The organism is Gracilimonas mengyeensis, assembly GCF_900182705.1.
Taxonomy (GTDB): Bacteria; Bacteroidota; Rhodothermia; order Balneolales; family Balneolaceae; genus Gracilimonas; species Gracilimonas mengyeensis.
This window is the reverse complement of the sequence record NZ_FXTP01000009.1, coordinates 86,822-100,321: the sequence shown is the minus strand read 5'-3', so window position 1 is coordinate 100,321 and position 13,500 is coordinate 86,822. Positions and strand designations below refer to the sequence as shown.

The 13,500-nt window shown below is 44.9% G+C and carries 14 protein-coding genes; 3 read left to right on the top strand and 11 right to left on the bottom strand.

From position 1 onward, the window contains the following. Positions 1-2 precede the first annotated feature (2 nt). The 11 genes from fabF to pfkA form a co-directional block, all read right to left on the bottom strand. Positions 3-1,247: a beta-ketoacyl-ACP synthase II gene (gene fabF, locus FN815_RS11265; protein ID WP_142454735.1), complete on the bottom strand. Its 1,245-nt coding sequence runs from the start codon at positions 1,245-1,247 to the stop codon at positions 3-5. A gap of 43 nt (positions 1,248-1,290) precedes the next feature. Next, positions 1,291-1,530: an acyl carrier protein gene (locus FN815_RS11260; RefSeq protein ID WP_142454734.1), complete on the bottom strand. Its 240-nt coding sequence runs from the start codon at positions 1,528-1,530 to the stop codon at positions 1,291-1,293. A gap of 99 nt (positions 1,531-1,629) precedes the next feature. Then, entirely contained in the window at positions 1,630-2,379 is a 750-nt protein-coding gene (gene fabG / locus FN815_RS11255; RefSeq protein WP_142454733.1) for a 3-oxoacyl-[acyl-carrier-protein] reductase, read from the bottom strand. A 10-nt stretch (positions 2,380-2,389) separates the two neighbouring features. Continuing rightward, the gene (fabD, locus tag FN815_RS11250) at positions 2,390-3,277 is read right to left on the bottom strand and encodes an ACP S-malonyltransferase (protein ID WP_142454732.1); all 888 of its coding nucleotides are present in this window, start codon (positions 3,275-3,277) and stop codon (positions 2,390-2,392) included. Between the two features lie 2 nt (positions 3,278-3,279). Next, a complete protein-coding gene (locus FN815_RS11245; RefSeq protein ID WP_142454731.1) occupies positions 3,280-4,272 on the bottom strand; it encodes a beta-ketoacyl-ACP synthase III in 993 nt (330 codons plus the stop codon). A 15-nt stretch (positions 4,273-4,287) separates the two neighbouring features. Beyond that, positions 4,288-5,271: a phosphate acyltransferase PlsX gene (plsX, locus tag FN815_RS11240; protein WP_142454730.1), complete on the bottom strand. Its 984-nt coding sequence runs from the start codon at positions 5,269-5,271 to the stop codon at positions 4,288-4,290. Positions 5,272-5,284: 13 nt separating this feature from the next. Beyond that, the gene (rpmF, locus tag FN815_RS11235; protein WP_103663746.1) at positions 5,285-5,464 is read right to left on the bottom strand and encodes a 50S ribosomal protein L32; all 180 of its coding nucleotides are present in this window, start codon (positions 5,462-5,464) and stop codon (positions 5,285-5,287) included. An 18-nt stretch (positions 5,465-5,482) separates the two neighbouring features. Continuing rightward, positions 5,483-5,986, bottom strand: coding sequence for a YceD family protein (locus FN815_RS11230; RefSeq protein WP_142454729.1), 504 nt, complete (start codon positions 5,984-5,986; stop codon positions 5,483-5,485). A gap of 53 nt (positions 5,987-6,039) precedes the next feature. Then, on the bottom strand, positions 6,040-6,678 hold the full coding sequence (locus tag FN815_RS11225; protein ID WP_142454728.1) for a deoxynucleoside kinase: 639 nt from the start codon (positions 6,676-6,678) through the stop codon (positions 6,040-6,042). Positions 6,679-6,686: 8 nt separating this feature from the next. Next, complete coding sequence (locus FN815_RS11220; RefSeq protein WP_142454727.1) at positions 6,687-7,976, bottom strand: glucose-6-phosphate isomerase; 1,290 nt, start codon at positions 7,974-7,976, stop codon at positions 6,687-6,689. Between the two features lie 21 nt (positions 7,977-7,997). Further along, a complete protein-coding gene (gene pfkA, locus FN815_RS11215; RefSeq protein WP_142454726.1) occupies positions 7,998-8,987 on the bottom strand; it encodes a 6-phosphofructokinase in 990 nt (329 codons plus the stop codon). Positions 8,988-9,083: 96 nt separating this feature from the next. Between pfkA and FN815_RS11210 the strand changes: the two genes are divergently transcribed. Genes FN815_RS11210 through FN815_RS11200 form a run of 3 tightly spaced genes read left to right on the top strand, consistent with a single transcriptional unit; the run spans position 9,084 to position 13,246 of the window. Further along, the gene (locus FN815_RS11210; protein ID WP_142454725.1) at positions 9,084-10,103 is read left to right on the top strand and encodes a polyprenyl synthetase family protein; all 1,020 of its coding nucleotides are present in this window, start codon (positions 9,084-9,086) and stop codon (positions 10,101-10,103) included. An 8-nt stretch (positions 10,104-10,111) separates the two neighbouring features. After that, positions 10,112-10,879 (top strand): UDP-2,3-diacylglucosamine diphosphatase, encoded by a 768-nt coding sequence (locus tag FN815_RS11205; RefSeq protein WP_142454724.1) that lies wholly within the window; start codon positions 10,112-10,114, stop codon positions 10,877-10,879. A gap of 9 nt (positions 10,880-10,888) precedes the next feature. Beyond that, a complete protein-coding gene (locus tag FN815_RS11200; protein WP_142454723.1) occupies positions 10,889-13,246 on the top strand; it encodes a penicillin-binding protein 1A in 2,358 nt (785 codons plus the stop codon). The last annotated feature ends 254 nt before the right edge of the window (positions 13,247-13,500 follow it).

The following is a 13,500-nucleotide window of genomic DNA, read 5'->3' as shown; positions in this document are numbered from 1 at the left end:
TCTTAGTCTTTGTACTTCTTTAAAACCAAAGTAGAGTTGTGCCCTCCGAAACCAAAAGCATTATTCAGTGCGTACTCAACATCACGCACTGCTGCTTCATTGGCCGTGTAATTCAGATCACATTCAGGATCCTGATTTTCAAGGTTGATAGTAGGCGGCACCATGCCATGGTAAATTGAAAGCAGGGACGCAATAGACTCAATAGCTCCGGCAGCACCGAGGGTATGTCCGTGCATGCTTTTGGTGGAGTTGCAATTGATCTTTTCGGCATGCTCTCCAAATACCTTCTTGATGGTATTGCTTTCGGCTACATCACCCAATGGTGTAGAAGTTCCATGCATATTGATATGATCTACATCTTCTGGCTTGATGCCGGCCGCTTCCATGGCTTTGGTCATCGCCAAAATCACGCCGTTACCGTCTGGATCGGGTGCGGTGATATGGTACGCATCGGCAGAAAAACCGTAACCGGCTATCTCACCATAAATACGTGCACCACGTTCCAGGGCTGATTCCAATTCTTCCAGCACAAAAATACCAGCGCCTTCACCCAGCACAAAGCCGTCCCGGTCTTTATCGAACGGACGGGAAGCTGTTTCCGGGGAATCGTTACGCGTGGACATCGCCTTCATGGAGTTGAAACCAGATATCCCAATACGGGTAACCGGGGCTTCGGTACCTCCGGCGATGGCATAAGTCGACTGCCCGTGACGGATAGCGTCATACGCGAGGCCAATATTATGCGAGCCGGTAGCACATGCAGATACCGCACAGAAATTTGGACCTCTAAATCCATGTCGGATGGAAATCTGCCCTGATACGATATCAGGAATCAGCATCGGAATGAAGAAAGGGGAAACGCCTCGCGGCCCGTGTTCGTGGAACGAGACGGACTGATTATAGAAGGTTTCCATCCCCCCAATTCCGGTACCCACCAGAACAGCTACTTCATCCTTGTTAATTTTATCCAGATCAAGTTTACTGTCTTCAATCGCTTCGTCGGAGGCAATGATCCCGTATTGGGCCACTTTGTCCAGCCTCCGGGCTTCTTTGCGATCGAAATAGTCAGTAGGTTCGTAATCCTCAATCTGAGCAGCAAATTTAGTGGCAAAGTCGGACGTATCGAAATGCTCCACATGGCGCACACCATTCTTTCCCGAAACCAATCCGTTCCAGAAATCAGGTGCGGTTTTGCCAATGGGTGTAAGAGCCCCAATACCCGTTACTACTACTCTGCGAGTGCTCATAATTTATTTTTAAAGAAATTGGAAAATTAAGAAGTGAGTTTACTTAGGAGAGTTTACCTGACAGGTAAGTTGTAGCATCTCCTACTGTAGCAATATTCTCAGCATCTTCGTCAGGAATGCTCAAGTCGAATTCTTTTTCGAATTCCATAATCAATTCTACCGTATCCAGAGAGTCAGCTCCAAGATCGTTGGTGAAGTTGGCGTCAGCAGTTACTTCTGATTCGTCCACGCCAAGTTTATCTACAATGATAGCTTTTACTTTTGATTCTACGTCTTGTGACATTTTGTGTCCTTTTTCAGTGATTAGTTGGTAATTATAATTTTGATAAAATAAGTGTTTTCAACTTAAAAATTCAGCAGAGCATCTGCAATATACACACAATTACATTGCCATCCCGCCATCCACACGAATCACCTCTCCGGTGACGTATGAACTCATGTCAGAGGCAAGAAAGACTACCGCATCGGCCACTTCTTCAGCATTGCCGGCGCGCCCCAAAGGGGTTTCGTCTTTAATACCCTGTAAAACCTTCTCATCCAGCTGGTCGGTCATGTCGGTTAGAATATATCCCGGAGCAACTACATTTGCACGGATATTTCGTGAGGCTAATTCTTTGGCGTACGACTTGGTAAAGCCAATAATACCTGCTTTAGAAGCCGCATAGTTACTCTGTCCGGCGTTACCGGAAATACCTACCACTGAACTAATGTTGATGATAGAACCACCGCGATTGCGCATCATAGGCTTGGCGGCAGCTTTTGAATAATTGAAAATACTCTTCAAATTTGTGTTGATGACATCGTCCCACTGTTCTTCATTCATGCGAAGGATCAGGTTATCTTTGGTGATGCCGGCATTGTTTACAATAATATCAATTTTACCCCAGTCGTCCACCAATTCAGCGATCACTTCTTCTGTGCGAGCTAAATCAACGGCATCCGCTTGTAAAGCTTTGGCTTTTCTGCCCAGCTTCTCAATTTCTTCTTTTACCTCTTCAGCTGCATCTGCAGAACGAGCATAGGTAATGGCCACATCGGCTCCAAATTCTGCCAGTCTGAGTGCGATGGCTTTTCCAATCCCTCGACTACCGCCGGTTACCAGACAGGTTTTTCCTTCTAATGATAAACTCATGGTTCTTTCTTTATTGATGTCCTGAAATTTCTACGTCTTTAAGCGTTCGTTTCACTAACCCTTGCAATACTTTGCCCGGGCCTACTTCAACAAACTCTTGTGCACCATCGGCATGCATGTTCTTCAGCGTTTGTGTCCAAAGAACCGGATTTAGGAGTTGCTTCAACAAGTTCTCCCGGATTTTCTCGGTATCTGTGGTAGCTTTAGCTGTGTAATTACTATAAATCGGACAATTTGGAGTATGAATATTCAGATCTTCCAATTGATTTTTTAGCCCATCATAAGCAGGCTGCATCAGTGAAGAGTGAAATGCGCCACTTACCGGCAGTAATTTTGCCATGCGGGCACCTTTCTCTTTAGCAATTTCAACGGCTTTTTCCACTGCTTCCTGATAACCGGAAATCACCAGCTGTCCGGGGCAGTTATAATTAGCTGCGATCACTTCTTTGCCGGTAGCCTTGGTTGCTTCAGTACTTACGACTTCAACCTCGCTATCATCCATACCGATTATTGCAGCCATAGTTCCGGGGTTATCGGTACCAGCTTGCTGCATCAGTTCGCCACGTCGGCGTACTATTTTTAATGCTTCTTCAAAAGAAATGGCGCCACAGGCTACCAGGGCTGAAAATTCGCCCAAGCTGTGCCCGGCTACCATATCCGGATTGGCATCCAGTGTTTTAAATAAAGCGATGGAATGAAGAAAGATAGCGGGCTGAGTAAACTCAGTCTGCTTCAAGGTTTCTTCAGGTCCCTCAAACATAATCCCTTTCAGGTCGATGCCTAAAATTTCATTGGCTTTATCAAAATAAGCCGCTGCATCGGGGTTGGAGCCGTATAACTCTTTTCCCATCCCAACAAATTGCGATCCCTGTCCGGGAAACAAATAGGCTGTACTCATAATTACTTAATCCCCCAGGTTAAATAGATAGCGCCCCATGTAAAGCCACCACCAAAGGCAGACAATACAATGTTTTCGCCATGATTCAATTGATCTTTCCAGTCGTACAGGCAAAGCGGAATAGTGGCCGCAGTAGTGTTGCCGTACTTGTTGATATTTATCATAACCTTTTCACTCGAAAGTCCCATTCGGCGCGCGGTGGCGTCAATGATTCTTAAATTAGCCTGATGCGGCACCAGCCATGCTACTTCATCCGGCTCAAGATCGTTGCGCTCCATGATTTCCAGTGAAACATCGGCCATCCCCATGGTTGCCTTTTTAAACACCGCACGACCATCCTGCCGTACGTAATGCTGCTTGGCTTCCACGGTTTCTTTGGTTGCAGGATTTTTACTACCACCTGCGTGTTGATACAAACTACAATTGGTATCGCCGTCTGTGTAATGCTTGTGGTCGATGATCCCAGTGCCGTCTTCCGATTCTTCCAGGATAACAGCGCCGGCACCATCTCCAAACAAAATACAGGTAGTACGGTCGGTAAAATCGAGGATTGAACTCATCTTATCCGCCCCGATCACCAATACTTTTTTGGCCCGGCCAGATTCAATATACATAGAGCCGGTAGTTAGTGCATACAAAAAGCCAGAGCACGCTGCGGATAGATCAAAAGCGAAGGCATTTTCAGCGCCAATTTCTTTTTGCACCAAACATGCGGTGGCCGGAAAGAGATAATCCGGGGTTACCGTACCCACGATAATCAAATCAATTTCTTCGGCTTTCATGCCTCTTTCGTCCAAGGCCTCCTGGGCTGCTTTGGCCGCCATATAAGAAGTAGCTTTTTCGGGGTCTCTTAAAATTCGGCGTTCTTCAATTCCTGTTCGGGTGCGGATCCACTCATCGTTGGTATCCACCATTTTTTCAAGGTCGTGATTCGTAATCCGCTCATCAGGCAGATAATGCCCTACTGCGGTTATTTTTGCTCGTTTAACGTCCATTTAAGAGAGTTTAGCTCAGTTTAGAGATGCTACAATTTTGCCGTTCACATCTTGTTCAACAGTTTGTACGGCACTTTTAATCATGTTTTTAATGGCTAAAGGCGAGCTGCCTCCGTGCCCAACAACACTTACGCCATTGACGCCCAGGAAAGGAATTCCGCCAACATTTTCGTAATTGAATGACGAAAGGGCAGTTTTTAATATTTTTTGGGTTCTTTGTACTTCTTCAGAAGAGAGTTCCATTTTCTGAACCGCCATGCCAATCATTTTTTCAAGCATATCGGGTATGGATTCACCGAATTTGAGTACAATATTGCCCACCATCCCGTCACAAACGTAAACATCGGCTTTACCGGGAAAGATATCTTTACCTTCCAGGTTACCAACGAAACTGTCCAGGGATTTGAGCTCCTTATGCACTTCTTTCAATAACTCAGTGCCTTTAGCCTCTTCTTCTCCAACATTCAGCAAGCCAACTTTAGGATTGGAAATATCCAGAATTTGCTCACAGAAAACACTTCCCATTTTGGCGAACTGCAGGGCTGTTTCCGGCTTAATCTCCAGATTTGCACCTGCATCAACCAATAATCTAAACCCTTTAAATGTAGGGTAATAAGCTGCGATGGTTGGGCGTAATACGCCGGGAAGTTTACCCAGTATGAACATAGAAGCCGCTAATAAAGCCCCGGTATTGCCCGCACTCACAAATGCATCACATTTACCGGCTTTATGCAAGCCTACGCCTACAACTATGGATGATTGTTGTTTGGTTTTAACGGCCTGGCCAGGAGACTCATCCATCCCAATAACCTGAGGTGCATCATGTATCAGAACCCGCTTCTTATCATACTCATGGTTAGCGAGTTCTTCTTTAATGATATCCTCCGGCCCTACAAGGATGACGGTGAGCTCGTTATTTTCTTCAACGGCCTCTATCGCTCCTTTTACGGGATTTTGCGGATAATAATCTCCACCAGCTGCGTCTACGGCAACAATCATGTTTTATTGATATTTAGTTAGCTGCTTTCATTACCTGACGGCCACGGTAGTAGCCACACTCGGAGCACGCATGGTGGTAGCGGTGCAGGGCTCCACAGTTTGAGCATTTAGCTAATGTTACATCAGAGATTGCATGGTGTGCGCGACGTTTGTTTTTGCGCGCATTCGAAGTTCTTCGTTTAGGATGTGCCATTAATCTATGGTATAGTCGTTAATCTTTTAATTCTTTTAGTTTCTCCCAGCGCGGATCGATGCGATCTTCTTCCTCATCAGGAATATCGCCAAACTGTTCGTCCAGCATCTCCTTCGGGTTCCCGTCATCGTCCAAAAAGCGGGGATGTAATTTCTTTGTAGGGATGTTGAGCAAAATCGTATCTCGTACGTCTTGCTCCAAATCTATTTGATTGCCTCCGTGATCATAATTGCGAACTGCGCCACTCTCGTCAGCGGTTTCTTCTACCTCTTCGGCTTTAAACAAGACTTCGTAATCCTGTTGAACCTCATAGTCAAAGGCATCCAGCGAACGGTCGCAAATTAATTCAACCTTTGCATCAACCGAAAACGTAGTCCGGATGAAATGGAGTGTACGGTAGAACTTTATATCTATAGTTCCCCCGTTAAAAGTGAGTTCTCCTAAATCTAACTCTTGTGAAGCTAAATCAAGGGTTTTTTCACTTTCTCCTTCAGGTATTTCAAAGATCTTAAATGTAAGCATAGAACATCTCCACAATAGCTACCCAAAATAAGCATTATAGTTGTGTGGTTCAATCAATTAAATAAGCCAAACATCCGCTGTTCAATCAGCTCAATTACCTTTCCTAAATCCTCTTTGTTATTTACAAAATCGAGGTCATCGGTATCAATAATCAGCTTCTCGTGCGGATAACGGCCTATCCAGTCTTCATACAAGTTGTTCAGGCGTTCAAGGTATTCAATCCGAATAGTGTTCTCATAGTCGCGGCCGCGCTGCTGAATTTGACGCACAAGTGTAGGAACTTGTGCCCGCAAATAGATCAGTAAGTCGGGCGGACGCAGATAGTAGCTCATCTCATGAAACAGCGCCTCATAATTGGTAAAATCGCGGTCACTCATGAGGTTCATCTGATGCAGGTTTTTCGCAAATATCTCCACATCTTCGTAGATCGTGCGATCCTGTATCAGGTTTACATCATCATTGAGCATCTCCTTTTGATGCCGGAACCGACTGGAGAGGAAATAAATCTGCAGGTTAAAACTCCATCGGCGCATGTCCTCATAAAAATCTGATAAATAAGGATTATCATCCACCGATTCATAAAAAGCTTCCCAACCAAAATGTTTGGCCAATAAACCTGTTAATGAAGATTTTCCAGCTCCAATATTGCCGGCTACCGCTATATACTTCGACGCTTTCTCTTTTTCGATCATAGAACTATTTAGTGTTTACCCAGCAGGCGGTACATGGCTTTCTTGTAATCTTCCACTCCCGGCTGGTTAAAGGGATTAACCCCTAAACTGTAAACAAAGATACCTGTTAACAACTCAAAGAAATATATAAGCTCGCCAATGTTTTCAGCATTTAATGCAGACAAGCATATTTTAACAATAGGCACATCGCCTTCGCTGTGCGCCTCAATGGTACCTTCCCGGGCTTTAGTGTTAATCTCATGAAATGACTTACCGGCCAGGTAGTTTAGTTCATCATCATTCCCTTCCAGCTCATTTACTTCAAGATCTGAGAATGGTTTCTCTACAATGATGAAAGTTTCCATCAAACTGCGCTGACCTTGCTGTATAAACTGCCCTAAACTGTGCAGATCGGTAGAATAGGTGGCAACGGTTGGGAAAATACCCTGCCCTTCTTTTCCTTCACTCTCTCCAAGCAGCTGCTGTATCCATCCGCCAAAGGAACTGAGCTCCGGCTCAAAGGTTGCAAAAACATCAATCGTTTTGCCGGTTTCATGAATGGCATTACGGAGAGCAGCATATTCCAGGATGTCTTCCGTGTTTTCTTTATATCGGTTATAAGCAGAAACCGCACCATATAATAAAGTTCGCACATCGATACCGGCCACTGCGATAGGCAGAAGTCCAACCGGTGTAAGGACCGAGTAACGCCCGCCCACATCGTCTGGAATGATAAACTTTCGGTAGCCTTTTTCTTTAATCACTTTATTGAGCAAACCACCTTCTTTGCTGGTAGTACAAATAATGTGTTCAGAGGCATCATCTCCATACAGGTCTTCAATCAATTCTCTTAACAGACGGAATGAAAGAGCCGTCTCGAGCGTGGAACCTGATTTTGAAATAACATTTACATAAATATTTTTTGGGGAACCGTCTTCTTTGGGCTCTTTAAGATAAGCCATCAATTCTTCCAGGTATTTACCCCCAATGTGATGTCCGGCAAAAAGAATTTCCGGGCCTTTACTTCCGAAGTGAGGAGTCAGGGCTTCAATTACAGCCTTGGCTCCCAAGTAAGATCCCCCAATGCCACACACAATAAATATGTCAGCTTTTTCGCGTACTTCTTCTCCCAGCGAGCTGATTTCTTCAATTTCGGCATCATTAGGATCAGCGAGCAAATCCCGCCAACCTAACCATTCAGACCCCGGTCCGGTTTTATTTTTAAGTTGATCCAAAGCCATGTCGGCTTTTCGCCGGGCTTTAAGGTATTCATCATCCTTAATAAATTTTCGAGCAAACCCAATATCACATGTAATCATAATATATGTTGTGTTATTATTTTATCTAAGTACTCTTGCTAAGTCTATTAGTGTGTGATCTAATGCTTTTTTCTTGGAAATAGCAACACGCAACGGAGTGATTTTCAGCGCGTTGTTGACTACCCCAACCATAACTTCGCTATGGCCTTCCATCAGCACGTTCACTGCGGCTGCTCCCAAACGGCTAGCCAATACGCGATCCCGGGCAGTTGGTGCCCCGCCGCGCTGCACGTGCCCCAAAATACATACACGCACATCGTACTGAGAAAAATCGTCTTTAATATTATCTGCCAGTTTCATGGCGCCACCGGTTTCATCCCCTTCGGCAACTACCACAAGACTACTTCTGCGCTGTTGCTTCAGCATATCGTGCAGTTGCTCTTTCACCTCATCTACATGAGTGAGTTCTTCAGGGAGAAGTGCGAGCTCTGCCCCACTGGCAATGCCGGTTTCGAGCGCGATAAAGCCGGTATCACGGCCCATTACCTCTACCAAAAACATACGCTCGTGCGCATCGGCAGTATCCCGGATTTTATCGATAGCATCCAGGGCGGTGTTTAGAGCGGTATCGTATCCGATGGTTTCATCGGTTCCGATTATATCATTATCAATGGTAGCCGGCACCCCAACTACATTGATTCCGTGCTCTTTACTGAGTTTATTTGCCCCAGTGAATGTTCCATCACCACCGATGGTAACCAATGCGTCTATCTCATATTTTTTGAGGTTTTCGGCGGCTTTAGCACGTCCTTCTTCTGTTCTGAACTCTTCGGAGCGGGCAGATTTTAATGTGGTACCGCCACGCTGGATGATATTTGAAACGGAATGTGTATCCAGTTTTTCAAATTCATCGTTGATAAGTCCATAATAACCGTGCTTAATTCCAATTACATTTATGTTGGAGTGAAAAGCAGCGCGGGCAACTGCGCGGATAGCTGCATTCATACCCGGTGAATCGCCGCCACTGGTTAAAACTCCTATGGTCTTAATTTTTACAATATCGTCAGCCATAAATTTTCAGTGAGTGAGTGATTGAGAGTAAATAATTGTTCTTTATAATGAGTAAATTATTTCACCGGCAAGTTTAAGAAAATTTCAGCACAATTGATGATTGATAACTCAGAGTTAGAACCAATAAATTCAGAAACGGTTACCCACAAAACATTAAAGGAAATAACCGCCCCTGTTTCAGAGAATTTATCGGAATTTCGCCGGTTTTTTAAGGACACTATTCGTTCTGATGTTTTTCTTTTAGATCAAATTGTGCGTTATCTTATCCGCCAAAAAGGAAAAGAGCTTCGCCCTACCCTGGTGTTCATGAGCGCACGCCTGTTCGGAGATATCAATGAGCGCACTTACGTGGGCGCCACCATGATTGAGCTGCTACATACGGCCACCCTCATTCACGATGATGTGGTAGATGAAGCCGATACCCGCCGGGGGCTCCTAAGTATCAATAAAATATGGAATAACAAAGCCGGAGTTTTACTGGGTGATTTTCTACTGTCTAAAGGATTGCTAATTGCCCTGGAGCATGAGGAATTCCAATTACTGAAAGTGCAGTCGCGAGCGGTGCAGAGTATGAGTGAAGGGGAGTTGCGGCAATTGAAAACAGCCGGGCTTTTTAATATGACGGAAGAGCGATACTTCCAGATCATCTCTGAAAAAACCGCCAGTCTTATTTCTACTTGTTGTGAGTGCGGAGCCGTATCAACCACCGACGACGAAGAGATTCATGAGCTAATGCGCGAAATCGGGATGAATATTGGTATCGCCTTTCAAATCCGGGATGATTTATTTGATTATGGAGCCTACGATGTAGGAAAGCCTACGCGTAATGACATTCAGGAACGGAAGGTAACCCTGCCACTGATCAAAGCCTTTGAGCAAGCCCCTAAAAGGAAATCAGCCCATATCCGCGCACTGATGAAAAAACGCAAGAAGACCTCCTCAAATGTTGAAGACATTGTAGATTTTGTTCATCAAAACGGGGGGATGGAATCGGCCCGCGAGAGTATGTATGAGTATGCGAATAAAGCCATCGACGGGCTCAATACATTGCCAGCTTCGGATGCCAAACAAGATTTGGCCGACCTGATTCATTATGTTATCACCCGCAAAAAGTAGCCGGTTGAATGAATCCTGAACAGCATGTTTTCTTATCAGATGTACATCTCGGCGCTTTTTCACAGGCTACCAATCAGCATATTGAAGACGATTTGATAGCATTGATACATCATTGCGCCCGGCACAAAATTGCTTTGTATGTTTTGGGAGATTTATTTGATTACTGGATGGAATATCCGGATCAAAACTACGTACCATCACTTGGCAAAAATGTACTGGATGCTTTTGAAGAATATAATAAGTCAGTGGCCCCCGCACTGTATGTAACCGGCAATCACGACAACTGGACCTTCGGCCATTTTAAAGACCGCGGCTTTGATGTAGAGCCCAACTTCCGGCTTTTAGAATTAGAAGATAAGCGAATGTTACTGATGCACGGAGACGGCGTAGCCAGCTCCAGAATTGATTTTCCCAGAGCAGGCTTTCATAAACTTCTGCGCAGTCGTTATTTTGTTGATGTCTATCAAAAAGTATTTCCACCGCAAACAGGTGTTAAGCTGATGAAGTGGTTTTCATCCATGACCCGGAAAAGAAATTATATCAACCCAAAACCACTAAATCGTCAGGCTGAAAAGATGTTTAACCGGCATCAGCTAGATTATATTTTAAGCGGCCACGATCATATTCCGAGGAAGGAAACTTTTGGGAGCGGAGAGTATATAAATCTTGGAACCTTTTTTAATCACCGGAGCCTTGCTTTATATAACAATAGTGGCATGCAGCTCGTTAGGTGGGAGGCCGGTTCACAAAAATTCACTACCTTTACAGGGAATTAAAAACGTATTATGAGCGACGAGAATAAAGAACCTATTGATCACGAGCGGTATTTTAACGATCCCGAATACCGGAAAAAGATACTACAAGAGCGCCGCGAAAACGAAAAGAGTGCCAATACAGAAGAAGTACCCAACCAAAACAAAGAAGGCATCTTTAGTGCGTACAGAAAAGTTTGGATAGGTCTGGGCAGTGTGGCTGCTGTATTCTTACTATTAATCGGTGCCTATGTCATCTATCTATTTACGGGATTACCTTCTGCTGATGAGTTTGAAAACCCCGAGACTGCTATTGCCTCGGAAGTTCGCAGTCGCGACGGTGTAACGCTCGACAAGTATTTCACCGAAAACCGCAAATGGGTCAACTACGAAGACATTTCTCCTCATGTAATTGATGCCCTGGTTGCTACGGAAGATCACCGGTTTTACAACCACTGGGGTATGGATATGTTCCGCACACTGGCTATTCCCTGGCACATACTGAATGGCCGCTGGCAGGGAGCCTCTACTATTAGCCAGCAGTTGGCGCGTAACCTGTATAAAAAAATCGGGCAAAAATTTTCCGTGACCCGAAAGTTCCGGGAGATGATCACGGCAGTTCAATTGGAGCGCCGCTACACTAAACGTGAGATTGCGGAGATGTATCTCAACACTGTGGAATATCCCAACTCCACCTTTGGCATTGAAGCAGCTGCACAAACCCATTTCGGAAAACCGGCCAAAGAGCTTACCATTCCCGAGGCTGCTGTCATGATTGGTTCACTGAAGGCCATTTACGCTTACAATCCCCGCATTTATCCTGAGCGCTCTCAAGACCGTCGGAATATCGTATTGCAACTCATGAACAACCGTGGATTTATTACCGATCAGGAATATGACGCGATGCGGGAGCAGCCTATTGAATTGGACTACCATCCACCCTTCAAAACCGGACGTCAAAGTCGCTACTTTGGCGAATATGTGCGCCAAAAAATCAATCCCTGGCTCGAGGAAAACGGATATGACCTGTATAAAGATGGGTTGGTAATTTATACAACTATAGATTCTCGCATTCAGCATCACGCCGAAAGGGCCGTTAAAACCAAACTGGACTCTCTACAAAATATCTTTGTAAATGAATGGACGTCACGCGGAAGCGATGAGTATATGGATCTATTTTGGGACGAATATCCATTATTTCTAAAAAGTTTTATCCGGGAAACCGATCGCTATAAAAACGGTTTTTCCAACTACAACACCAATCTTGAGAAAGTGGTGTTTGATTCGCTTTTTGCCGATAGTGCATTTGTAGATTCTGTGAAACGAGCCCGCACGCAGCTTGAAGCAGGTTTTGTAGCCATCGAACCTTCGAACGGCAACATCCTGGCCTGGGTTGGAGGTACCGACTATGGCAACATTCAGTTTGATCATGTGTATCAATCGCGCAGACAAGCGGGTTCAACTTTTAAGCCTTTTGTATATGCCGTAGCTATTGACAACGGATATAAACCCTATCATAAATTTTCTAAGTATCCCGTCACTTTTCGGGACCGTGCCGGAAATATTTGGAATCCCAAAGATCAATCGGTCCATGACGGTCCAACGATGGTTCCTCTCCGGGAAGCTTTAGCCCGCAGTATGAATAATGTAACCGTCCGGCTTTTACCAGAAATTGCCGGTGCCCCGGAAACCAATAAACTGTGGGAGCTGGATCCTGCCGCCCGAAAAATTAAGGCTATGGCCTCGAACCTGGGTATCGATATGAGTAATACCCCGGCTTATCCCTCCATTGCCCTGGGAACCGCTGAAGTCTCTCTACTTGAATTAACGAGTGCATACACCACATTTGCCAACAAAGGCGTACATATTGAGCCTCTTGCCATTACACGAATTGAAGACAAACAAGGCAACATCCTGAAGGAGTTTAATCCGGATTATAAATCAGAATCCATCAGCCCGGAAACGGCTTATATCATTACTGATATGCTACGCGGGGTGATCCGAGGTGGAGATGGTTACCATGGTACGGGAGTTCGTTTGCGTAATGTATATGGAGTTCGCCAAGATATTGCCGGTAAAACAGGTACCACAAACAACGCTGCCGATAACTGGTTCATAGCCATGACGCCCCACATGGTAATGGGTGCCTGGGTGGGCGGTAAAGATCGTCGTGTAAGATTTAACCAGGACATCGGCTACAGTATTGGTCAGGGTGCCCGTTCCGCCCTTCCCATTGTAGGACAGTTCATTAACTATGTCACAGCCGATGAAGAAGCTTATTGGAAATATGATGGGTTTGAACCACCTGCCGGCTTTGTGATGCCTGAAGATCCGGAAGAAAATCAGGACGAGCTGCTTAAAGATCAGGACAAAGGAAAGATTGGCTGGTAGTTAACTGCCAGCTAATACAGTGCTATTTGGGGAGTGACCTAAAACTTGTCTAAGCTTTAATTCTGATCTTGTAAAAGGAAGAGTATAGCTTATCATTTCGCAGAAGAGGCAAGCATCTTCTTGCCAGAGATAGTATAGAAGGCCGCCTCATAATCTTACTTAATTTACCCTTCCTTTGGTTGTTCAGAGATGAATGACTTCAATCTTAGAAGCACCGAAACAAAACTTTTACTTTCTTATACCTCACCTGCTTT

Bases quoted from the DNA above. Each gene is read 5' to 3' on its own strand.
- fabD (WP_142454732.1), bottom strand. From the start codon at position 3,277: ATGAGTACAGCCTATTTGTTTCCCGGACAGGGATCGCAATTTGTTGGG.
- FN815_RS11220 (WP_142454727.1), bottom strand. From the start codon at position 7,976: ATGATTACATGTGATATTGGGTTTGCTCGAAAATTTATTAAGGATGAT.
- FN815_RS11205 (WP_142454724.1), top strand. From the start codon at position 10,112: ATGAATCCTGAACAGCATGTTTTCTTATCAGATGTACATCTCGGCGCT.
- rpmF (WP_103663746.1), bottom strand. From the start codon at position 5,464: ATGGCACATCCTAAACGAAGAACTTCGAATGCGCGCAAAAACAAACGT.
- FN815_RS11230 (WP_142454729.1), bottom strand. From the start codon at position 5,986: ATGCTTACATTTAAGATCTTTGAAATACCTGAAGGAGAAAGTGAAAAA.
- FN815_RS11260 (WP_142454734.1), bottom strand. From the start codon at position 1,530: ATGTCACAAGACGTAGAATCAAAAGTAAAAGCTATCATTGTAGATAAA.
- pfkA (WP_142454726.1), bottom strand. From the start codon at position 8,987: ATGGCTGACGATATTGTAAAAATTAAGACCATAGGAGTTTTAACCAGT.
- FN815_RS11225 (WP_142454728.1), bottom strand. From the start codon at position 6,678: ATGATCGAAAAAGAGAAAGCGTCGAAGTATATAGCGGTAGCCGGCAAT.
- fabF (WP_142454735.1), bottom strand. From the start codon at position 1,247: ATGAGCACTCGCAGAGTAGTAGTAACGGGTATTGGGGCTCTTACACCC.
- plsX (WP_142454730.1), bottom strand. From the start codon at position 5,271: ATGATTGTTGCCGTAGACGCAGCTGGTGGAGATTATTATCCGCAAAAT.
- FN815_RS11200 (WP_142454723.1), top strand. From the start codon at position 10,889: ATGAGCGACGAGAATAAAGAACCTATTGATCACGAGCGGTATTTTAAC.
- FN815_RS11210 (WP_142454725.1), top strand. From the start codon at position 9,084: ATGATTGATAACTCAGAGTTAGAACCAATAAATTCAGAAACGGTTACC.
- FN815_RS11245 (WP_142454731.1), bottom strand. From the start codon at position 4,272: ATGGACGTTAAACGAGCAAAAATAACCGCAGTAGGGCATTATCTGCCT.
- fabG (WP_142454733.1), bottom strand. From the start codon at position 2,379: ATGAGTTTATCATTAGAAGGAAAAACCTGTCTGGTAACCGGCGGTAGT.